A 20,845-nucleotide genomic window follows, 5' to 3' on the forward strand; every position below is an offset into this window, starting at 1 on the left:
GGCGCTTGACGGGGCTTCAGGCGGTTGACGTGACCTTCGGTCTAGCCGTTCGACCAGGTCTTAGTGACGGCAGCGCGTCCTGCGTCGAGGTCATTGATGATGCCGCAAAGCGGCCGGACAGGTTTCGACCCATGCACGAACCCGCTCTCGCGGGATGGGCGGCAGCGTTGCGGTTGGCGAGTATAGGCACAGGCTTGGTCGGCGGTTGAACGGGCGCGGCGATCGCCATGAGCATGAGGGGTTCCCCTCGTCTCATGGAGAGATCCGATGTCGCATCCTTCCGTCGAACGCCCCGCCAGCGCGCTGCGCCTGCGCATGCTGGAGGACATGGCCATGCGCGGCCTGCGCGAGGCCACGCAGCGTGACTACATCCGTTTCGTCAGCGCCTTTGCCGCTTTCCTTGGTCGCTCACCCGACACCGCGAGCGCCGAGGATCTGCGCCGCTTCCAGGTCCACCAGACCGAAACCGGCGTGCAAGCGCCGACGATCAACGGTTCGGTCTCGGCGCTGCGCTTCCTGTTCACCGTCACGCTCGACCGCCCCGATCTGGCGCGGCGCCTCGTTCTCGCCCGCTACGGGCGCAAGCTGCCGACGGTGCTGAGCGTCGAGGAGGTCGGACGGCTCCTGGAGGCGGCGCCGGGGCCGAAGTATCGCGCCGCGCTCGGCACCGCCTATGGCGCGGGGTTGCGGGTCTCGGAGGTCGCGACGCTGAAGATCGACGACATCGACTCCACCCGGATGCTCATCCGGATCGAAGAGGGCAAGGGGCGCAAGGACCGCAACGCCATGCTCTCCCCGCAGCTTCTGGAACTCCTGCGCCTGTGGTGGCGCGAGGGGCGGCGGCGCGGCGTGATGCTGCCGCACGGCTGGTTGTTTCCCGGACGCAGCCGTCTGGAGCCCAGCTCCACCCGTCAGCTCAACCGTGCCGTCCACGAGGCGGCCGAGGCCGCCGGCATCACCAAGCGCGTCAGCCCGCACACGCTGCGCCATTCCTTCGCGACGCATCTGCTCGAGCAGAACGTCGACATCCGCGTCATCCAAGTGTTGCTCGGCCATTCCAAGCTCGACACCACCGCCCTCTACGCCCGGGTCGCCACACGCACGATCCGCGCCGTGACGAGCCCGATCGAACAGCTCAAAATCCTGATGGAGGGAGATAACGCCCGGGAGTGAGGGGTGGTGGCGCCGCCCATCGAACTCGCCGACATCTTCCGTGACCATGGCCCGGCCTACCGGGCGAGCCGCGCCGGGCATCTGTGCCTGGCCGAACTGAAGGTCATGTCGGCGATTGAGCATTGCCGCACCGCCACTCTCGGCGGCCATGTCGAGGGCTGCGACGAGTGCGGCCATCTGCGGGTCGCCTACAACTCCTGCCGCAACCGGCACTGTCCGAGGTGCCAGGGCGCGGCGGCACGCGACTGGCTGAATGACCGCGAGGCCGACCTTCTGCCGGTCGGATACTTCCACGTCGTCTTCACGCTGCCCGCCGAGGTCGCAGCCGTCGCCTTCCAGAACAAGGCTGCCGTCTACGACCTCCTGTTCCGGGCGTCGGTCGAGACTATGACCAGGATCGCTGCCGACCCAAAACACCTCGGCGCCCGCATCGGCCTCACCGCAGTCCTCCACACCTGGGGCTCGGCCATGACCCACCATCCCCACGTCCACATGATCGTGCCGGGCGGCGGCCTCTCGCCGGACGGGGTGCGGTGGATCTCGTCGCGTCCCGCGTTCCTTCTGCCAGTGCGGGTGCTCGGCGCCCTGTTCCGCCGCCTCTTTCTCGAAGGGCTCGTCGCTCTCCACCGTGCCGGCAAGCTCACCTTCTACGGCCCGCTGGCCCATCTGGCGGATGCCAAAACCTTCGTCCGCCATCTCGCTCCGGTGCGCCGCAAGCGCTGGGTCGTCTACACCAAGCCGCCCTTCGCGGAGCCGCAGGCGGTTCTCGCCTACCTGTCCCGCTATACTCACCGCGTCGCCATCTCGTCACGCCGCATCACCGCCTTCGACGGCCGCACCGTCACCTTCCGCGTCAAGGACTACCGCCAGGACGGTGCTGCCCGTCACCGCACCCTCACGCTCGAAGCGGACGAGTTCATCCGCCGCTTCCTCCTCCACGTCCTGCCGCGCGGCTTCCACCGCATCCGGCACTACGGGTTCCTGACCGGGCCGAACCGCAAGGCCGGCATCGAACGGCTCCGCAGACTGATCGGTGAACCCGGGACAGCAATGAGCCGGGAGCATTCGACGGGTGCGACATCCACCGAGACATCAGGATGTTGGTCTCGATGGATGCAACGACGGCATCCGCCCCGGTCTTGCTGGAGGCGTAGTTGACAACGACGGTGGCTCCCTCGGCACCCATTGCCCTAGCGATGCCGGCGCCGATGCCGCTCGACGCCCCGGTGACGACGGCGATCTTTCCGTTGAGTTTCATGTACGTATCCTCGCGGTTGCCGAACTGCCTGAGCGAAGCCTCGGGCTCGTCGACAACCGTGCTCTAAGCGCTGGCACGTCCCACCGCGTGCCGGTTCCTCGCACATCCTTGCCCATTCTTGTCATTCGCTTGCGGTGGCCGTCGAGCCGAGCCACATGCGGGTGCCGACGTATTGCTGTAATGGTGGTATGCATGTTCGACCGAACCGAAGCCGAAAACCGGATGCCATGACACCCAGGCTCGACAAAGCGGCCAACCGAGGGGAGCTTCACGGCGCCACCCTTGGCGCTTACCTCGGCATCGCCGCCCAACCGATCCTGAGGCTCTCCGAACAGGGACGGAGCAGGTTAGCCGTCACGCACCTGACACTGACAGATCCGCGCGGCTACGACCGAACGGCACCGACCGAGCCAGAGGACGCCTACAGCCTGACCTACAAGTTGCAGCCCATCGAGCGGCTCGAGGTTTGGCAGAACGGACGCTACATCCAGAATGGCGCGGTCGCAGCCGAAACGGCGAGAATGATCGATCTTACGGAGCCGTCTCAAAGTCGCATTACAGGACCGTCCGACTCCGTCCACGTCTACATCGGCAAGTTCGCGCTCAACGACCTTACTGCCCAGATCGGCGCGGGAAAGATGGACCGCCTTCGGATGCCGTCCAACGAGGCAGATCCCATTCTTGGCCGGTTCTGCCGTTTCATGCTGGCGTCGCCTCTGGCGGCAGAGCCCGCCAGTCCTCTCTTTGCCGATCAGCTCGCACTGAGCCTGCTCACGTATCTAGCCGAGCGCTACGGCGGCCTGCGCCTGCCTTCGAAGGCCTCCGGAGGCGGCCTGGCGCCTTGGCAAGAATGTCGTGCCAAGGAGATCATGCAGTCTCAGTTGGCGGCACACGTCAGCATCGCGGGCGTGGCTGGCGAATGCGGGCTCAGTCCCAGCTACTTCGCACGGGCCTTCCGGCAGACCACAGGCCTCAGCCCCCATCGCTACCTGACCGATCTCCGGATCACCGAGGCGAAATCCTATCTGGTCGGCTCCGGGCTAACCCTGGCGGACATCGCCATTCTTTGCGGCTTCGGCGACCAGAGCTACTTCACCAGGGTGTTCACCGCCGCGGTTGGCGCGAGTCCCGGTGCATGGCGGCGCGCGATGAGATGCTAGAACGGACGGTCTGTCCCGCCATTCGCCAAGAACGAGATGCGAGCGGCGCCTGTACCAACAAGTGGTAGCGATAGTTCCCGTTCAAGCCTGCTATCGCGACACTGGCGGTTCATGCACCCGTGCTTACAGGTTGATTCTGAAAAATACGGCGGCTTGCGCAAATCTGTCCAATAATTGGCAAACCTCACAAGAAACGCCGACCGAGGCTCGATAGCTTGCCAAGCCTGAGGGACCTGCACCGGGTCCCATTGCTTGCCGCGCTCGCGCCGTTGATCGGACCTTCCATGGACTTTGACCGCCTGTTGCAGACCAACCTGCTGCGCGTTTTCGGAGAGCGCGACGCCGAACAGCGCATCCAGATCATACGGGAACTCTACGTGGCGGACGCCGTGCTTTACGAGCCAGGATCGTCGGCGACGGGGCATGCCGAAATCAATCGAGCGGTGGATGCGCTGCTGTCGAGCTTGCCTCCGGGCTTCGCCTTCTCCGCCCTCGGTCCAGCCGTCGGCCACCACGGCATGGCACGGCTGCGCTGGCAGTTAGGGCTGCCCGGCGGTCCCGTCGCGGTTTCCGGCACCGATGTCGCCTGTTTTGACGGCGACCTGATCCAGACGCTCCACGTCTTCATCGACCCCGACGTCGCCTGAACCATTCTCGATACGTAAAGGAATCGCCATGACCGCCAAGAACGGCCTTGAGGCGCTGCTCCGCCCAGAAGACAGCATCCTCGTCTTGATCGATCACCAGCCCTACCAGTTCACCAACCTCAACAGCCACGAACCGACGATGATCGTCAACAATGTCGTGGGCCTTGCCAAGACAGCAAAGGCCTTCGACGTCCCGACGGTCCTGACGACGGTGCTCGAGGAGCGTGGCGGCTACCTGATCAAGGGGCTTCAGGACGTGTTTCCGGACCAGAAGCCGATCGATAGGACCTTCATCAATACTTGGCAGGACCCGAAGGTCACCGACGTGGTGAAGGCAAGCGGCCGCAAGCAGCTCATCCTCGCCGCGCTGTACACCGAGATCTGCCTCGCAATGCCAACGATCCAGGCTCTCGCCGAGGGATACGACGTGTTCATCGTCACCGCCGCGTCCGGCGGCGTTTCGCTTGAGGCTCACGACATGGCGGTCCGCCGGATGGTTGCGGCCGGAGCCGTTCCCATCACCTGGATGGCGGTGCTGGCCGAATGGCAGCGCAACTGGGCGCGGGAAGAGACCGCAGCCGGGGTTGCCGGGGTCATCCTGGAACACGGCGGCGCCAGTGGCGTCGCGTTCGCCTGGGAGATGCAGCTTCTGGCGTCGCGTATCGCCTCCACGGGACTCTGACTGTCATGCCGGCGCCGATCCGCATCGGATACTGCCTGTCCCTCACGGGTCCTGTCGGGGGCAATGCCGCGTCGGCAAGACTGGCTCACGAGATCTGGCGGGACGACGTCAACGAGCGGGGCGGCCTTCTCGGGCGCCGCGTCGAACTGGTCTGCTACGACGACAAGGCCGACGCCTCGTCGGTGGACGGCCTCTACCGACGGCTGGTCGACGTGGACAAGGTCGATCTCGTCATCGGCGGCTATGGCACCAACACCATTCTCCCGGCAATGCCCTTCGTCATGGAACGGCAGCGCTTCTTCATCGGACTGATGGGGCTCGGGGTCAACGGCGAGCTGGCCTATCCCGGCTACTTCGCGATGATCCCGACCGGACCCAATCCTAACGCGGCATTGACTGAGGGGTTCTTCTCGGTGGCGGCTCGGCAATCCCCGAAGCCGACCAGGGTCGCACTGCTATCGGCGGACGCCGAGTTCTCGCGCAACCCAATTGTCGGAGCAAAGGAGAACGCGACCACGTACGGCTTCGACATCGTCCACGACGCCACCTACCCTCTGTCGACGACGGATTTCCGTCCCCTCATCGACGCCGTCGGGGAGAGCTCCTGCGACCTCCTCTTCATCTGCTCGTATCTCGAGGACTCAATCGGCCTCGTCCGTGCCCTGCACGACCATCCCTATCGTCCCAAGATGATCGGACCTCAGAACACGGCCGTGAAGGTTGCCCTCGGGCCACTGCTCAACGGTCTTGTGAACTACGAGTACTGGGCACCCGTCCCGTCCATGATGTTCCCAGGAACACGAGAGTTCCTCGACGCATATCAAGCGAGAGCCTTGGGTGTTGGGGTGGATTCATTGGGCCATTATGTAGCCCCGCTGGCCTACGCGCAGATGCAGGTGGTCGCCGAGGCAGTAACGGCGACGGGATTACTCGAAGACGCAGCGTTATCGGCTTACGCCCGGAAGTCGACCTTCGAGACGGTGATGGGACCCGTCGCGTTCGGGCTTAACGGTGAGTGGCGAGAGCCCCGTGTGCTACAGGTCCAGTTTCAGGGGATCACCGGAAACGACGTCGAGCAGTTGCAAGCGGGAACGCGTCAGGTCGTGTTGTCTCCCAACAGCTTTGCCTCCGGGGCACTTACCTAGGCGGCTGTCCACAGGGAGAATATCGCCCTGCGCTTGCAGGTGTCTTGGGTATCCTGACAGGGATCCCTTCAACGTTTCTGTACCGGGTCTCCGTCAATTGCGTCGTTCGGCGACAAAGCCCACGCCCGGGCATGGTGTTCGCAATCACGGCTTTCGACAGCGATTTCCGCAGGATCGAACTATGCAAGGCAGTTTCGATCAATATCGAGAGGCTGCGCGGCGGCTAAGGAGCTCGCGAAACCGACGGCGGCTGTGATCTCGAAAGATCGTGGTTTGTCGTTCAAAGGGCTTCAAGCTCCAGGACAGAGTGAATGCGGCCGCGATGACGCCGCCGCACCACTTGAAAACATACGAGTATTCAAATGACCGACCGATCCAGTCTCCGGCCCTCGACGGCCGGTCAGCGCCCATTTCTTTCCACAGGAACCGCAACCGCTTGGATAGGGAGAATCTATGCCAGCCCCGGCAACCTCTTATCGCGGTTCTGCCGCGGCCTTAGGGCCCGGCAGGCTGTGAGGGAACTTGCCGCGCTCGACGACCACATGCTGCGCGACATCGGGCTTCTTCGCACCGACATCGAGCACGTCGTTCAAACCGGGCGTTTTCCGGGAGAATGCTCATGAGCGGATCGAACACAGGGATGGTCAGCTTCTCGACGGCGCCAAAAGATGAACGCTCCGTCTCCAAAGGACTGGCAGTGGCCGCAATCATAGAACGCGACAATGCCCAGAGCTTCGACGGCATCCCTGGCGAGAGGGTTTCCATACGTATTTACGGAAGCCAAATCGACAATCGATTTTCCATGCTGGAATCGGTTGCCGCACCCGGCTGCGCGGCCCCCCTCCACACACATGCAGAGGACGAATTGTTCTACGTCATCGCCGGGACCCCGACCTTTCGCCTCGGCGAACAAGTCCGCGACGTTTCCCCCGGGAGCATCGTGTTCATTCCCGCCGGCACGCCGCACTCCTGGATCAACAAGACCAGCTCCGAACTGCGCATGCTGGCGATCTTCGCCCCGGGCGGCGTGGAGCACCTGTTCACGCGGATCGCAGGAATACCACTCGATCAGATCGCGACATTGGCATCCGAGTACGGAACGGCCGTCGTGGGCCCTCCCATGGACCTTGGCTGAAGGAGTTTACGATGACAAAGAACGTTTCCCAGTATGGCGAGTGGGTCCTTCGAGGACTGATGGTGTTGCTGTTCACCCTCGCCGGCTCCATGAAACTCACCGCACACCCTTTCGAGATCCATGCCTTTGCGCATTTCGGATACGATGAGTGGTTCATGTATGCCATCGGCGCTATTGAACTGGCGGGCGGGTTTGCCCTTCTCCAGCGTCGTCTCATGATCGGCGCCGTCGCACTGCTATCGGCTGTCCTTGTGGGAGCGATTGCCAGTCACCAAATGGCTGGTGATCCGATCGTAGCGGCGGTTCCCGCCATGTTTGCCCTGGCACTTATGGCGGGTCTAGCGGTAATCCACTGGCCTCCCCATTCCGCCAAACTGGTGGATTGAGGACGGACGGAGGTTGAAGGATCAATGATCCCTTTCAAAGCGAGAGGCAGACAACGGTCAGCGGAACTTCAACATCCACGACACCTGGCGGCGATAAAGTCTTCACGCCCGCCCCGTCATATCGGAAAGATCGATGCAGACACAGAAGCTCTTCGATGGATCTGCCGCCACCGTATGTCCGATCTCTGTACCGACACGACATTCGCAAATCGGCATCTTTCGCCATCGTTCTGGCGCCGGCGACGTGACAGCCACATCACCGGAGCAGGACGCGCACCTCGTCATCATGCAACTGGTCGACCATCCAGCACACAGCTTTTGGGCTGGTGGGGATCACGTCCCCATGCCCGCGTCGCAAGTCGGGGACCTTTCCATCGTAGGCCTGAGGCATGAGGCGGTAGCCCGATTCTCGGCGCCAGTGGACAGCCTCCATATCCACCTTCCGCATGTTGCCCTTGACGACTTGACCGACGGTTCCTTGAACGGGAGATTTTCGGACCTTCGTACCAACTGCATCTGGGAGAGAAGCGACGTCACCATGCGACGTCTCCAGCCGATCCTCGTCGACGCGCTGGAGAACGCGGGCCGGGGAAGTGAACTCTTCATCGAACACATGGTCACTGCCGCGGCCGCACATGTTCTGTCGACCTACGGGTCTATAGATCCTGCGCATGCGACAGACGGCTCTGTCCTTGCGCCCTGGCAGGTCAGACGTGCCAAGGAGATGATGACCGCCGATCTCGGGCGAAGTTCTACGGTGTCTGCCATCGCCGAGGCCTGTGGCCTTTCGTCTTCGCACTTTGCCCGAGCGTTCAAGAACACGACAGGAACCACTCCGGTGGGGTGGCTGCAAGGTTACCGGATAGATCGAGCACGGGATCTCTTGCTCGACAAGCGAATGCCTCTGTCGGAGGTCGCGCTTCGCTGTGGCTTCGCCGACCAGAGCCACTTCACACGGATGTTCAAGCGCGCAACGGGGATCGGACCCGGCGCGTGGCGTCGGTCGGTATCAATAGCAGCTCTGCCTTCGCCGAGCTCGCAGCTCGTGAGCTGCCCATTGGAACTATCGCGGATAGATAGCTAGACGGGCGACACTGCCCCTGGTCTGCGGTTGGCCAATCGACGCCTTACACTCGTGCTCCGCGGAACCAAGGAGCTGCATTTTCCACGCGAGGGCGACGCCGCTCGCACCACCGTGCTCAAGGAATACGTCGGAAAGAGTCTCCGCGGTCGTTCCTCTTGCTCAGTCCCGCTGCCATTCCGCGACAACCGCCATCCAAGTGATCGGCACGGCTCCTACGGCGACCATGCGGCGGAGGGCCAGGAAGCTATCGGAGCGCTTTTAGGCAACCTGCACGAACGAGCGCTTTTGAGAAAGTGCGTCCGGCCGGAGCGGCCTTGTCCGGTATTCGAAAATTCAACTCTGGAAGAAATTCCGGTTAACCATCGCCCGAGTTTATGAACTCCGGCAGAAAGGGAACTCGCGATGGATGACACTCTGGATGTGTTTGTTGCCGGAGCTGGCATCGCAGGCCTCGCGCTAATGCGCGAACTTCATCGGAGGAACATTCGGGCGCTGGCCGTGGATCAACGAGCGGGCCCGGCTGACGCGGGTCTTGCCGTCAATCTCCCCGGCAATGCCATCGCCGCACTTCGGCGACTTGGTCTCGGCGACGCTATGGCTGGGCACGGGCGGTCCGTCGAGCGCCGCGAGTATCGGTCCGCTGCCGGCGGTCTCCTCTTCGCCGTCGATGAGAGAAAGTTTTGGGGTTCCGATCTGACGCCGCGTTGCATGCGACGAGGTGATCTGGCGTCTCTGCTGGCAGGAGGCCTGCCCGAGCAGGCCGTGCGATGGGGCACGCAGGTCACTTCGGTCTCGGAATCGTCAGGGCGAGTTGTAATCGGAACGCTTGCTGATCGCCGATACGCGTCGAAGTTTCTCGTCGGCGCAGACGGGATACACTCGACCGTTCGTCGGCTGCGGTTCGAAAGTACCGGGACGCTCTCGGCGCGTTTGGCATCCGCCAGTTGGCGGTTCATGGCACCGGATCCGGGTGTGGACTGCTGGACGATATGGGCCAGCGCAGATGCCCTGGTTCTCCTAATCCCGGTGGATCATGGAGAGGTCTATGGCTGGGCCGCGGCGACCAAAGACCGGGGTAAGCTCGACGACCCAGCCATTCTCCGAAATCTCTTGCGCAGCTTTCCCGTCCTAGTCCGGGAGACCGTCGAGGCAGCACTCTCCTCGACGGGGCGGATGCATTATTCGCCGCTTGAGGAGGTACGGGCCTCGAAGTGGAGCAGCGGCCGCACGCTCCTCATCGGAGATGCCGCACACGCCACCGGGCCAGTTTGGGCTCAAGGCGCGGCACTCGGACTCGAAGATGCCCTCGTTCTAGCCGAACTCGTCGGCTCGCGTTCCGACTGGACCCTGATTGGCGAAGATTTCGAGCGACTCCGGCGGCACCGGGTGGACCATGTGCAGGCTATGACTGATCGCATGTCGAGGGTTGCTCAAATGCCCGTTCAACTTCGCAACACGCTGATGCGCTTTATTGGATCGCGAAGCTACAAGATGACATATGAGCCGCTGAAGGCTCCTCTGTAGATCCGACCGTCTTGTCGGCGTCGGTGGCTACGAGCCACTCGGCGGCGCCGTTCTGTTGTGCTCGACGGTCGTCGCTCCGGAGCGACGCGGCGAAATCAACGGAAGGCATATAGCCGAAGTGCTGATGCCTCGGGCAGCCGACGCAGGTGCCTGCGAGACTACGCTCTGACGGCGGGACGGAGACGTCCCTGGTGACGCTAGGCGCCAAGCGTCGGAAGAAGATTGGCGGGTAGCGATCTTGGCTGCCATCATCCTCTTTCTAGTTCAGGCCCGAACTAAAGGGTACGAACGAAGATGTTTCAGTCCCCCGGCGGAGCGCGCCTCCAGGGCGGGAGAGGTGACCTCCGAGAGGCTTCTCGAAGCAAGAACCACCGGGGGGTATTCCACTCTCCTCAGGTGCAGGCCTAGCCGAAAGGATGGCCATTGCCGCGACGATCGAATCATGCCGTTCCAATTTTACGAAGGCGGCCGCCATCCTGAGAGCATCAAGGATGACGCTTTAGGGGAGAAAGAGAAAATACCCGATTTCCATCGACGGGCGCGTCTTCAGGGGATAGTCGGACCAGAATTGAGTTGTAATGCCGAGAGCGGTTTCTTCCGCTTATGAAATTTACGGCGGCCACAATGACGCATTGCCTCCGTCATTCGGGGTGCCTCATTTCGGCGGCCTCTGGTTTCACTCGAGAGATGCGCCGAGCCTTCTCCCGAGTTGAACAACTGAACGTCCTAGCTGTAACCTGTGATCCTCGAACTGCCTTCCCCCTTCGGCCGTCCAGCCGTCGTTGACGGCATTAGCAAGAGCCAGCGCATCTCCAGCGGCCTTCGCCACGCCCATCGCCGTATGCGGCCTTGCAACAAAGGCAGCGTCGCCAAGCAGAACTATGCGCCCGTCGATCATGCGGGGTGTCTCCATGTCGAAGATCGCCTGCACGAACGGCGCGCCCCCTGCTTCGAACACGGATGCAAAAGCTGGAGGCAGATCCCGCACGGCGGCTTCGAGCAAGGCGCGTTCGGCTTGCGGTTTCAGGCTCCCGGGCGGCAACGAGAACGGATGCGTTCGCCCGTCCTTGTCGGCCAATGTCGACTGTAGGTCATCGTCGCGGCGGTACCAGACGGCGTTGTAGCGTCTCAGCCCAGGCTCGAGTTCGCCCTTGGCACCGGGCACGGTGTATCCGAGCGCCTGGCCTCCAGGCATGTGGTAGAATGCGAAGCGATCGGACAGCGCCTCTGCCGCAGGCAAAGGAAGCAGTCGTTCTGGCACGATGGCGCGCCAGGCGACATATCCGGCATAGATCGGGCCTCGATCATCAGGGACCACCGAGGCACGAACGGCTGATCCGATGCCGTCCGCGCCCACAATCAGGTCCGCCTCGATGCGTGCCCCATCATCCAACTCGAGCCATGCCGACCTGGCATCCTGTCCGGCGGCCACCACGGCCCGGCCGACATGGTGGTCCTGGCTTGCGATCACTTGGCGGACCGCAAGGTAGAGCCGATCCCACGAGATCTGCATCTGCGGTCTTGGATCTCGCTGGAGGACTTCTCCAGACCGACCGAGAACGATGCGCTCGCGTGCAACAACGCCAACGCGTGCCGCCTCGTGAAGCCCGAGGGTCTGGAGGAGATCGAAGACCTCCTGCTGAGGCACAAGGCCCGCGCCCCGTCCTTCCAGCCCCGAGCGCGAGCGCTCGAACACCTGGACCCCATGACCAGTCCGGGACAGCAAGGCCGCAGCGAACAAGCCAGCCATTGATCCGCCTGCGATCGCGATCCGCATGGTCATGCCCTCCGCAGGAGGCTGATGACTTGCAGGGCGGTCGCCAAGGCAGCGAAGATGGCGCCGAGGGCAGCAACCGCGCCCCATCCTCCAACGGCCCAAGCCTTGATGGCGGCAGCCGAGCCAAGGGCTCCACCGAGGAACATCGCGCACATGAAGATGGTGTTCAGGCGTCCACGGGCCTCCGGACGAAGCGCATAAACGAGGTGCTGGTTGGAGACGAGCGCTCCCTGCATGCCGAAGTCGAGGATCACCACGCCGACGACGAGGCCCGGGATCGAGGTCCAGAACCCGAAGAGGATCCACGACAGGAAGACCAGCGCGGCGCCGAGTACGATCACCTCGTGCGGTCCGCGACGGTCGGCAATGCGTCCGGCGATCGGCGCCGCCAGGATTCCGACGGCACCGACGATCCCGAACAGGCCGGCAATATCGGCTCCGAGGCCGAAGGGTGGCTCCTGAAGACGGAGCGCGAGGATGGTCCAGAAGGCGCTGAAGGCGGCGAACAGGAGGCCCTGCGTGATGGCCGCCAACCTCAAGGCACCGAACTCGAGCCAGAGGCCGACGAGCGAACGCATGGCGGCGAGGTAGCTCAACGCGGCGGCAGGGACGCTGCGGGGAAGCCGTGCCGCCATCAGCGCTCCGGCGGCCAGCGCCATGGGAACGCCGAGCCAGAACATGGCGCGCCAGCCCAGGTTGGTGGCGACGAAGCCCGCCAGGGTCCGGCTGAGGAGAATGCCGCAGAGAAGGCCCGCCATCACGGTGCCAACCGTCGCACCCCGACGCTCCGGTGCCGCCAGATGGGCGGCGAAGGGAACGATCTGCTGTGCAGCGGTGGCGGCCGCTCCTACCAGCACGGATGCCAGCACGATGGTGATCGCGCTTGGAGCGACCGCAGCCATCGCAAGGGCAGCGGCGAGCGCCAGGAACTGCACGACGATGAGGCGCCGGCGCTCCAAGATGTCGCCGAGGGGAACGAGCAGGAACAAGCCGGCGGCGTAGCCGAGCTGCGTCGCCGTCGGCACAAGGGTGGTGGCGGTGCCTGGAAGATCGCGCTCCATCACGCCTAGCATCGGCTGATTGTAATAGATGTTCGCGATGGCGATGCCCGCAGCCGCCGCCATGGCGAAGGTCAGGCCTCGTCCCATCGCAGTGCTGGGCGCGTCCGTTTGCGTCGATACCGTTGTCATGTGAACCTCCGAGGGCCGTTCGTTCCGTTGCAATTCGAAGCATCCGCAGGTCACGCCGAGCCGCCGCATGCGATTGCCAAACGAGATCGCGGCCGGGGTGGAGAGCGATGGGTCGGAAACACTTGCAGACTTCGTACGACTCGTGCAGCCAAGTCTGAATGCTTCTGTCCGGCGACGAACTTGCGCCTCGTGAAGGATCGAGCACACCCATACTTAGATATGCAAATCTTCGTATAGATTGGAGCTCGAGCTCATCGGCGTATCTCCTTGGACATCGGACGGCCTATCGCCGTTCCCTGGCAAAGGAGACCGACATGGACACGAACACCACATCCCTCACGATGGCGCACCGCGAGCTCGGCACCCCCACGGATCTGGGATCAATGTCGACCGGGGAGATCGGAGCGGGGCTGAAGGGACTTTTGGCGGACGTGTTCGCCCTCTACCTCAAGACCAAGAACTTCCACTGGCACATGAGCGGTCCGCACTTTCGCAACTACCACCTGATGCTCGACGAACAGGGCGACCAGATCTTCGCCATGACCGACCCCATCGCCGAACGGGCTCGCAAGATCGGCCGGACCACGATCCATTCGATCTCCGACATCGGCACCCGCCAGCGCATCCTGGACAACAATGCCGAGTACGTGGAGCCCAAGGACATGCTGGCCGAACTCCACGGCGACAACAAGCAGCTCGTCGCGGAACTACGTGCCGTTCACGCCCTTTGTGACGAGTACAATGATGTCGCAACGGCCAGCCTGATCGAGGTCTGGATCGACGAGACCGAACGGCGCGCGTGGTTTCTCTACGAAAGCTGCCGCTCCCCCGCCACCACGTAAACGACAGGCACGCAGCAGGCTTGCAAGGTTCCAGCACATCACCCGTTCCGGCCCTCCAGGCCCGGGGCGGGTGATGTGCTGAGAGCGCGATGCTTCGTGAAAGAGTTACAGCGCCGAAGGAAGCCGCCTGTCGACGTGCCGTCGATACCGCCGGAGGCGCAGGTCTCGCGCTGGATCGCACCGACTGCCAGGACTGCGCGGATACAAAGAGTTAGAGCGTCCCTTGTGCGTCCGACAAGATCCTCTCAGGCGAACGCCGCTGACGGCTCGATCAGTGGATCGCGTCTTCGATCGCGTCAAGCAGAGCATCCGGATCGATCGGCTTTGTCAGAAACGCCCGTGCCCCGGCGCCGAGGGCTTGGTCGCGGGCGGCGGCGGTCGGGAAGGCGGTCATGACGATGAGGGGTTGCTTGCAGCCAAGTCGTGCCATCTCAGCCTGAAGTTCGAGCCCCGTCATGCCCGGCATGTGCAGGTCCGTGACGATGCATGCGAGTTCGTCCAGCGCATCGCATGAGAGCAGGTCCGCGGCCCCCGAGAAGCTTATCGCGATCATCCCTGCCGAACGCAGGAGGCTGTCGATGCTGCCGCGGACACCTGGGTCGTCGTCCACGACTGCTATCAAAGGGGAAGGGGTCAAAGGTCTCGCTCCGGTGGTCGTCGCAGCAAGCCGCTGAACACTCGATACAAATGTGCCCAAGCGAGCCCGAGCACCACCATACTCAGGTGTTATAGCGATGGATTGACTCGTCCCGGACGCCCAGGACCTCGGCCATCCGCACGAGATCGGCCAGGGACTGTGCGTCCATCTTGCGCATCACGTTGCCACGATGGATCTTCACCGTAATCTCGGACAGCTCAAGCCGGGCGGCGACCTGCTTGTTCATGAGGCCCGTGACGACGAGGCCCATCACGTCACGCTCGCGTGGTGTCAGCCGATCGTAGGAAGCCCGGAACACGGCGTTGCCTGCGTCCTCGGTCCGGCGCAGGCGATCGGCCTCGACCGCCGCCCCCACCGCGTCGAGGAGCTGATCGTCGCCGAAGGGTTTGGGCAGGAAGTCGATGGCGCCAGCGCGCATGCCCCGCACCGTCATCGGAATGTCTCCGTGCCCGGTGATGAGCACGACGGGCACACGGATTCCGGACATCACCAGTTGCTCTTGAAAGTCGAGACCGCTTTCCCCGGAGAGCCGCACGTCGAGTAGAAGGCAGGAGGCAAGGTCACGCGCGGGATCGGCCATGAAGGCGGCCGTGGTCTCGAACAGGGACACGTCGAACCCGCTCGACCGCAAGAGGCTGCCAATCGATCCCCGAACCTCGACATCGTCGTCGACCACGCAGACATGACCGATCAATCCATCAGCCTTCATGCTGCGGCCCTTTCAGCACTCGTTTCTACAGGGAGATGAAAGCGGAAGGTCGCCCCACCGCGGGCGTTGGCTGCCGCTGTCAGAGCGCCACCATGCTGCTCGACGATCGAGCGGCAGATTGACAAGCCCATGCCCATGCCATCGCTCTTCGTGGTAAAGAAGGGACGGAACAGGGTCTCGGGATCCAGATGCGCGACGCCGACGCCGCAGTCGCTTACCTCGACGAGGACCCGGGCTCCATCGAGCTTTGCCTCCACACAGAGTTCTCGCTGACCAGGATTGACGGTGGTCATCGCCTGCTGCGCGTTCAACAGGAGGTTCATCAGCACCTGCTGGATCTGCACGCGGTCGCCTGAGATGTCCGGCAGATCCGGAGCTACGGAAACGTGCAGATCGACCGCGTTTGCCTGGAAGTCCCGTTCGAGAAGAGCCACCGTTTCGTCGATCAAAGGGCGGATCTCCAGCCGGCTGGGCTTCGGGTCCGCGTTGCGTGCCAGATCCCGAACGCGCGCGATCACCTCGGCGGCCCGTGTTCCGTTCGCCGCGATGTGGTCGAGGCAGTCGGAGACCTCGGTGGGGTTCGGGACATCGCGGGCAAGCCAGCGCTTGCCGGACTTGGCGTAGGTAATGATCGCCGAAAGCGGCTGGTTGACCTCATGGGCGATGGAGGCAGCAAGTTGCCCAAGCGTCGTCACACGCGCCATATGGGTGAGCTCGGCCTGCGACTGGGCAAGCCTTGCCTGTGTCCGGTTGCGCTCGGTGAGGTCAAGCGCCATCACCAGCACGTGCTTCCAACCGTCATGGTCTGCCGGCAGGGTCACGCGCAACACGACGTCTACAGTCTCCCCGTCCAGCGTCTTGAACTGGACCTCTTCCTCAACCGCAGCTTCGCCGCCCATGAGCCGAGAGAAGATGCGTGAAAGGCCATGCTGGGCGCTTGTCGTGTGATGGAGCGAGAGCCCGTTGGCGATGAGCAGGGTTCGATCGTCGTAGCCGAAGAGCTGGGCGGCAGCCTCGTTCGCATTCCGGATCTTCGCCCTGTCCGCCACAGACTGGACAAGGTCGAGGGTCGGCGCCGCGCCATTGCGCAGGCGAGCGTAGGCAGCCGACCAGTCGGACTCCCAGATGGGAAAGCCTGCGGCATTGAAGATCAACCGATAGCGCGTGTCGGATCGCTGGCGCTCGGCGGCGGCATTGATCTGCCGGGCAGAAAGAATGGCCGTGATCCAGATCGCGACGAGGCTGACGGCCAAGCGGATCGCAGGCGAGCCCAGCGGCTCCGTCCAATGAGATACGACGTAGCCAGTGACGGCCAACGCCGTGCAGACGGCAGCAGTGGTCAGCACGAGCTTTCGGGAGTGACCCCGAGCGGAGATCAGGACAACCGTGGTGTAAAGGACGGCGACGGCGCCCTGGAACGGGGTGAGAACATCCGCGGCGAAGATCGCTAATGCTGTTATGGCGGCCGCGGCAGCCTGTACTCGCGCAGCCAGTCGCCTTGCACCCGGGTCGCCCATCATCGCCGCCTCTTTCCAGCTCGCCGCCGCACCTCGTCGGGTCATCGGCAAGCTGTATGAAGGAGCGCCCGTACGCAACCCGCGTGTCGTGTAGTGGGAGATCCATGAGGTCAACAGCACGGAACCGCAAGCACGAAGCGTGTGCCGGGTCGGAGGTTCTCCCACCATAGCGAGGCACCAAGGCGCTCGGCCGTCGATGCTATCAGCCTGCTTCCAAGACCGCGTCCCTTGGTCTCGCCATCGAGACCTTTGCCCTTGTCTTCGACGACCAGTTTGTAGCCACCCCTAGTCCTTTGAACCGACAGCGTCACGATACCGGACACTCCAGCCGGATAGGCGTATTTGCAGGCGTTCAGGATGACCTCGGTGACGATGATGCCAAGCGAGCTTACGTCCCCCGCCTCGACGTTGATGGGTCTGTCGCCGGCGGCGTCCACGACAATGACGTGCTGGCCTGCACAACCGAGAGCCAGTTGCCGGACGAGTTCACCGACATAGGCGCCGAGGTCGACCGCACCCTCCGTCGAGCGGTGGAGATGACGGTGAACACCCGCCACCGCGGCGACGCGATGGAGCGTGCTCTCCAGCGCGGCACGGGCATGCGGATCCTTCGCCCGGCGCGCTTCCATGCCAATGAGGGCAGACACAAGTTGCAAGCTGTTGGCGATCCTGTGGTCGGCTTCTTCTGCGGCGGTGGGAACGGGGAGCGTACGGGAGCCGAGGACCGCCATCCCTTCGGGGATCATGCTGCTACCGGACATCATGCTCATCGGGTCCACCGTTGCCGTTGATTTGGTCGTGGGGGACCTTCGACGATGGGTTCCATTCGCGATATCATACGGAGGTTTGGGGCGCGGCGTTCATGGCCCCAAACCTCCGTATGATACCGCGTCACTGCCGACTGCCCGATGTTGAGGTCACCGGACGCATCATGGCGAAGCGTCCCTCATCCGGAGGCCAACATGGCTTACTTCACCACCACGGACGGTACGCAGATCTTCTACAAGGACTGGGGTCAGGGGCAGCCCGTCCTCTTCAGCCATGGCTGGCCGCTTAGCGGCGACGCATGGGACTCGCAGATGCAGTTCCTCGGCTCGAAAGGCTACCGCGTCATCGCCCACGACCGCCGCAGCCATGGACGGTCGGACCAGACGTGGGACGGCAACCACATGGACCGCTACGCTGCCGACCTGTCGGAGCTCATCGAGTTTCTCGATCTCAAAGATGTCGTCCTCGTGGGCCATTCAACGGGCGGGGGCGAGATTGCGCATTACGTCGGCACCTACGGCTCGGCACGGGTCGCGAAGATGGCCTTGGTCAGCGCCGTGCCGCCGCTGATGGTGAAGACGGCGGGAAACCCCAATGGCACGCCGATTGAGGTGTTCGACGGCATCCGCAAAGCCGTGCTCGACAACCGCTCGCAGTTCTATCTCGATCTCGCCACGGCCTTCTTCGGCTTCAACCGCGAAGGCGCCGCCGTTTCGGAGGGCACGCGCCAGGAGTTCTGGCGCGAGGGAATGCAGGGCGGCATCAAGGGCCACTACGACTGTATCCGGGAGTTCTCCGAGGTCGACTATACTGACGACCTGCGGAAGATCGACGTTCCGGTTCTGGTGGTGCACGGAGACGACGACCAGATCGTGCCGATCGACGCGGCGGGACGACGCTCGGCGGAGATCCTCCCCCATGCTGTCCTAAAGGTCTATGAGGGCGCGCCGCACGGCCTGCCCATCACGATGCACGATCGGCTGAATGCTGATCTCCTTGCCTTCATCGCGGACTGAGCGCGACCTATGGCGGCGGAGCCATCCGCCGCCACCCTGAACCCGGGAAAGGCCAACACCGTGAGCAACACAGCCAATCGCGACCACCAGATGTTTCCCGTGCTCGATGCCTCGCAGATCGCGGCTGCGCGCCGCTTCGCCAGCGGCCCAGAAACACGGTTTGAGCCGGGTGCCGCCATCTACGAGATCGCGGCGGAGAACGCGCCGGCCTGGGTCGTCCTTGAGGGCACAATCGAGATTATGCGGCGCGACGGGCTCAACCGCGAAGTCTCGGTGACGCGCCAGGGCACCGGCCAGTTCACGGGCGAGGTTGCCCAGCTCGCTGGGCGTCCCTCGCTCGTCGCCGCTCATGCGGGCGCCGACGGCTGCACCGCCCTTCCCTTCGATCCCGCACATCTCCGGGCTCTGATGGTGGGCTCGGCCGATCTCGGCGAGATCGTCATGCGCGCTCTGATCCTCAGGCGCGTCGCGCTGATCGCTGAAGGCGGTGCCGGCACAATCCTGATCGGGCGGCCCGGCAGCCGCCAGATCGTGCAACTCCAGGGATTCCTGACACGGAGCGGCTTTCCCAACCTCGTGCTCGACGCAGAGGTCGACGAGGAGGGTCGCGCGCTGATCGAACGGACAGGTATCCTGCCAGACGATCTTCCCCTCGTCGTCTGTCCAAGCGGGACGATCCTGAAGAAACCGAGCGAACGGGACGTCGCCGCCTGCCTCGGCATGACCCCGACCATCGATCCCGAGACGATCTACGACGTCGCGGTCGTCGGCGCCGGGCCGGCGGGGTTGGCCACCGCCGTCTACGCGGCCTCGGAAGGATTGCGCGTCATCGTCCTCGATGCGCGCTCGACAGGCGGTCAGGCGGGTGCCTCCGCCCGGATCGAGAATTACCTCGGCTTCCCCACTGGCATCTCCGGCCAGGCATTGGCAGGACGTGCCTTCAACCAGGCCCTGAAGTTCGGTGCCGAGATCGCTGTTCCAGTGGAGGTCGAGCGGCTCGACTGCACCGATGGAAAGCTGTCGCTCGAACTGGCAGGGAACCAGCGCCTGAGGACGCGGTCGGTTGTCGTCGCGTCGGGAGCGCGTTATCGCAAGCCGGACATTGCGAACCTGTCGACCTTCGAAGGAGCAGGCATTTCCTACTGGGCCTCGCCGATCGAAGCTCGTCTTTGTGCGGGCGAGGAGGTCGCGCTCGTTGGCGGCGGCAACTCGGCAGGACAGGCGGTCGTGTTCCTCGCGCCTCAGGTGAAGCGCCTGCACCTCGTGGTCCGTCGGGATCTAGCCCAAACCATGTCGCGCTACCTCATCGAGCGCATCGAGGGGCTGCCGAATGTCGAGATCCATATCGGCTTGGACATCGGAGAACTCGAAGGCGACGCAAGGTCCGGTCTCGACGCGGTGACATTCCGGGACAAGGCCGGAGCAACCTCGCTTCGGCTGGCTCTCCGCCATCTCTTCCTCTTCATCGGAGCCGACCCGAACGCCGATTGGGCTAGGGACTGCGTCGATACTGACCCCAAGGGCTTCATCGTCACCGGGCGAGGCAGCCAGTCGCTCGGAACGAGCGTTCCGGGTGTGTTTGCGATCGGCGACGTGCGCGCCGGCTCCACGAAGCGGGTGGCAGCGGCCGTCGGCGAAGGCGCCGCCGTCGTCGCGCAGATCCACTCCATGATCGCCGAGCTTTCGGCTAAGGAGGATGCATGACCGCCTGTTCCCATCTCCACACGATCCGGTATGTGACGCCCAGCGCACGAGGCTGCGAGGACTGCCTGAAGATCGGCAGCCCCTGGGTGCACCTCAGGCTCTGCCGAAGCTGCGGGCATGTCGGTTGTTGCGACGACTCCCCGCATCGGCACGCGAGGGCGCATTTCGAAGCCACTGGTCATCCTGTCATCGAGGGCTACGATCCTCCGGAAGGCTGGGGCTGGTGCTACATCGACGAAACCGTGGTTGATCTGCCCGATCAGACGCCGCAGATCGGACCCATCTCGCTTTACGTCTGAGGAAGCGCAGAGCGATAACCGTCGGCTTCCTCGCGTAGGTGCTCCTAAGCAGACGGACTGCAAACCACCCCGGCCAGGCGTGCGGGGTCAAGGAAGCGGACGTTCCAAGCGGTCGAACAGGGATCGACTTAACAACGCCCTTGGGAGTGTTTGGAGCTGAGTCACGAAAGC

Annotated in this window: 20 protein-coding genes and 2 pseudogenes; 15 read left to right on the plus strand and 7 right to left on the minus strand. The window is 63.6% G+C overall.

The window, feature by feature from the left end:
- The first annotated feature begins 267 nt into the window (after positions 1–267).
- Both IEX88_RS15775 and IEX88_RS15780 read left to right on the plus strand, forming a co-directional pair.
- On the plus strand, positions 268–1,173 hold the full coding sequence (locus IEX88_RS15775; protein ID WP_188852390.1) for a tyrosine-type recombinase/integrase: 906 nt from the start codon (positions 268–270) through the stop codon (positions 1,171–1,173).
- Between the two features lie 3 nt (positions 1,174–1,176).
- A pseudogene (locus IEX88_RS15780) lies at positions 1,177–2,205 on the plus strand (IS91 family transposase); the annotation flags it as partial.
- A 76-nt stretch (positions 2,206–2,281) separates the two neighbouring features.
- Here IEX88_RS15780 and IEX88_RS15785 read toward each other — a convergent pair.
- A pseudogene (locus IEX88_RS15785) lies at positions 2,282–2,431 on the minus strand (SDR family NAD(P)-dependent oxidoreductase); the annotation flags it as partial.
- A 227-nt stretch (positions 2,432–2,658) separates the two neighbouring features.
- Between IEX88_RS15785 and IEX88_RS15790 the strand changes: the two are divergent.
- From IEX88_RS15790 to IEX88_RS15830, 9 genes are all read left to right on the plus strand, one after another.
- The gene (locus IEX88_RS15790) at positions 2,659–3,591 is read left to right on the plus strand and encodes a helix-turn-helix domain-containing protein (protein ID WP_188852393.1); all 933 of its coding nucleotides are present in this window, start codon (positions 2,659–2,661) and stop codon (positions 3,589–3,591) included.
- 284 nt (positions 3,592–3,875) lie between these two features.
- A complete protein-coding gene (locus IEX88_RS15795) occupies positions 3,876–4,238 on the plus strand; it encodes a nuclear transport factor 2 family protein (RefSeq protein ID WP_244640226.1) in 363 nt (120 codons plus the stop codon).
- Positions 4,239–4,266: 28 nt separating this feature from the next.
- The gene (locus IEX88_RS15800) at positions 4,267–4,920 is read left to right on the plus strand and encodes a hydrolase (protein ID WP_188852395.1); all 654 of its coding nucleotides are present in this window, start codon (positions 4,267–4,269) and stop codon (positions 4,918–4,920) included.
- Positions 4,921–4,925: 5 nt separating this feature from the next.
- Positions 4,926–6,065 carry an amino acid ABC transporter substrate-binding protein gene (locus IEX88_RS15805; protein ID WP_188852397.1) on the plus strand — a complete coding sequence of 380 codons (1,140 nt, stop codon included), beginning with the start codon at positions 4,926–4,928 and terminating at the stop codon, positions 6,063–6,065.
- 362 nt (positions 6,066–6,427) lie between these two features.
- Positions 6,428–6,688, plus strand: a complete 261-nt coding sequence (locus IEX88_RS27295; RefSeq protein ID WP_188852399.1) for a DUF1127 domain-containing protein — start codon at positions 6,428–6,430, stop codon at positions 6,686–6,688.
- Entirely contained in the window at positions 6,685–7,200 is a 516-nt protein-coding gene (locus tag IEX88_RS15815) for a cupin domain-containing protein (protein ID WP_188852401.1), read from the plus strand. Before IEX88_RS27295 ends, IEX88_RS15815 begins: the two co-directional genes overlap by 4 nt.
- An 11-nt stretch (positions 7,201–7,211) precedes the next feature.
- Positions 7,212–7,586 (plus strand): DoxX family protein, encoded by a 375-nt coding sequence (locus tag IEX88_RS15820; RefSeq protein ID WP_188852403.1) that lies wholly within the window; start codon positions 7,212–7,214, stop codon positions 7,584–7,586.
- 133 nt (positions 7,587–7,719) lie between these two features.
- Positions 7,720–8,670, plus strand: a complete 951-nt coding sequence (locus IEX88_RS15825; RefSeq protein WP_188852405.1) for a helix-turn-helix domain-containing protein — start codon at positions 7,720–7,722, stop codon at positions 8,668–8,670.
- Between the two features lie 402 nt (positions 8,671–9,072).
- On the plus strand, positions 9,073–10,194 hold the full coding sequence (locus tag IEX88_RS15830; RefSeq protein ID WP_188852407.1) for an FAD-dependent monooxygenase: 1,122 nt from the start codon (positions 9,073–9,075) through the stop codon (positions 10,192–10,194).
- A 676-nt stretch (positions 10,195–10,870) separates the two neighbouring features.
- Here the strand turns inward: IEX88_RS15830 and IEX88_RS15840 are convergent.
- A complete protein-coding gene (locus IEX88_RS15840; protein WP_244640228.1) occupies positions 10,871–11,971 on the minus strand; it encodes an FAD binding domain-containing protein in 1,101 nt (366 codons plus the stop codon).
- Positions 11,972–11,973: 2 nt separating this feature from the next.
- On the minus strand, positions 11,974–13,161 hold the full coding sequence (locus IEX88_RS15845) for an MFS transporter (RefSeq protein WP_244640230.1): 1,188 nt from the start codon (positions 13,159–13,161) through the stop codon (positions 11,974–11,976).
- Positions 13,162–13,475: 314 nt separating this feature from the next.
- Here IEX88_RS15845 and IEX88_RS15850 point away from each other — a divergent pair, with 314 nt between their 5' ends.
- Complete coding sequence (locus IEX88_RS15850; RefSeq protein ID WP_373289600.1) at positions 13,476–14,003, plus strand: Dps family protein; 528 nt, start codon at positions 13,476–13,478, stop codon at positions 14,001–14,003.
- A 271-nt stretch (positions 14,004–14,274) separates the two neighbouring features.
- On the opposite strand, the gene IEX88_RS15855 is transcribed toward IEX88_RS15850, so the two are convergent.
- From IEX88_RS15855 to IEX88_RS15870, 4 genes are all read right to left on the minus strand, one after another.
- Positions 14,275–14,613, minus strand: coding sequence for a response regulator transcription factor (locus IEX88_RS15855; protein WP_210319286.1), 339 nt, complete (start codon positions 14,611–14,613; stop codon positions 14,275–14,277).
- A 109-nt stretch (positions 14,614–14,722) separates the two neighbouring features.
- On the minus strand, positions 14,723–15,370 hold the full coding sequence (locus tag IEX88_RS15860) for a response regulator transcription factor (protein ID WP_188852414.1): 648 nt from the start codon (positions 15,368–15,370) through the stop codon (positions 14,723–14,725).
- Positions 15,367–16,890, minus strand: coding sequence for a sensor histidine kinase (locus tag IEX88_RS15865; protein ID WP_188852416.1), 1,524 nt, complete (start codon positions 16,888–16,890; stop codon positions 15,367–15,369). The genes IEX88_RS15860 and IEX88_RS15865 overlap by 4 nt, the downstream gene beginning before the upstream one ends.
- Before the next feature lie 107 nt (positions 16,891–16,997).
- Positions 16,998–17,657, minus strand: a complete 660-nt coding sequence (locus IEX88_RS15870; protein ID WP_188852418.1) for a sensor histidine kinase — start codon at positions 17,655–17,657, stop codon at positions 16,998–17,000.
- A gap of 192 nt (positions 17,658–17,849) precedes the next feature.
- Here IEX88_RS15870 and IEX88_RS15875 point away from each other — a divergent pair, with 192 nt between their 5' ends.
- Genes IEX88_RS15875 through IEX88_RS15885 form a run of 3 tightly spaced genes read left to right on the plus strand, consistent with a single transcriptional unit; the run spans position 17,850 to position 20,674 of the window.
- Positions 17,850–18,671 carry an alpha/beta fold hydrolase gene (locus tag IEX88_RS15875; RefSeq protein ID WP_188852420.1) on the plus strand — a complete coding sequence of 274 codons (822 nt, stop codon included), beginning with the start codon at positions 17,850–17,852 and terminating at the stop codon, positions 18,669–18,671.
- A 60-nt stretch (positions 18,672–18,731) separates the two neighbouring features.
- Positions 18,732–20,375 carry an FAD-dependent oxidoreductase gene (locus IEX88_RS15880; protein WP_210319287.1) on the plus strand — a complete coding sequence of 548 codons (1,644 nt, stop codon included), beginning with the start codon at positions 18,732–18,734 and terminating at the stop codon, positions 20,373–20,375.
- On the plus strand, positions 20,372–20,674 hold the full coding sequence (locus IEX88_RS15885) for a UBP-type zinc finger domain-containing protein (RefSeq protein WP_188852424.1): 303 nt from the start codon (positions 20,372–20,374) through the stop codon (positions 20,672–20,674). Before IEX88_RS15880 ends, IEX88_RS15885 begins: the two co-directional genes overlap by 4 nt.
- Positions 20,675–20,845 lie beyond the last annotated feature (171 nt).

The organism is Aureimonas glaciei, from assembly GCF_014643375.1.
GTDB classification, from domain to species: Bacteria; Pseudomonadota; Alphaproteobacteria; order Rhizobiales; family Rhizobiaceae; genus Plantimonas; species Plantimonas glaciei.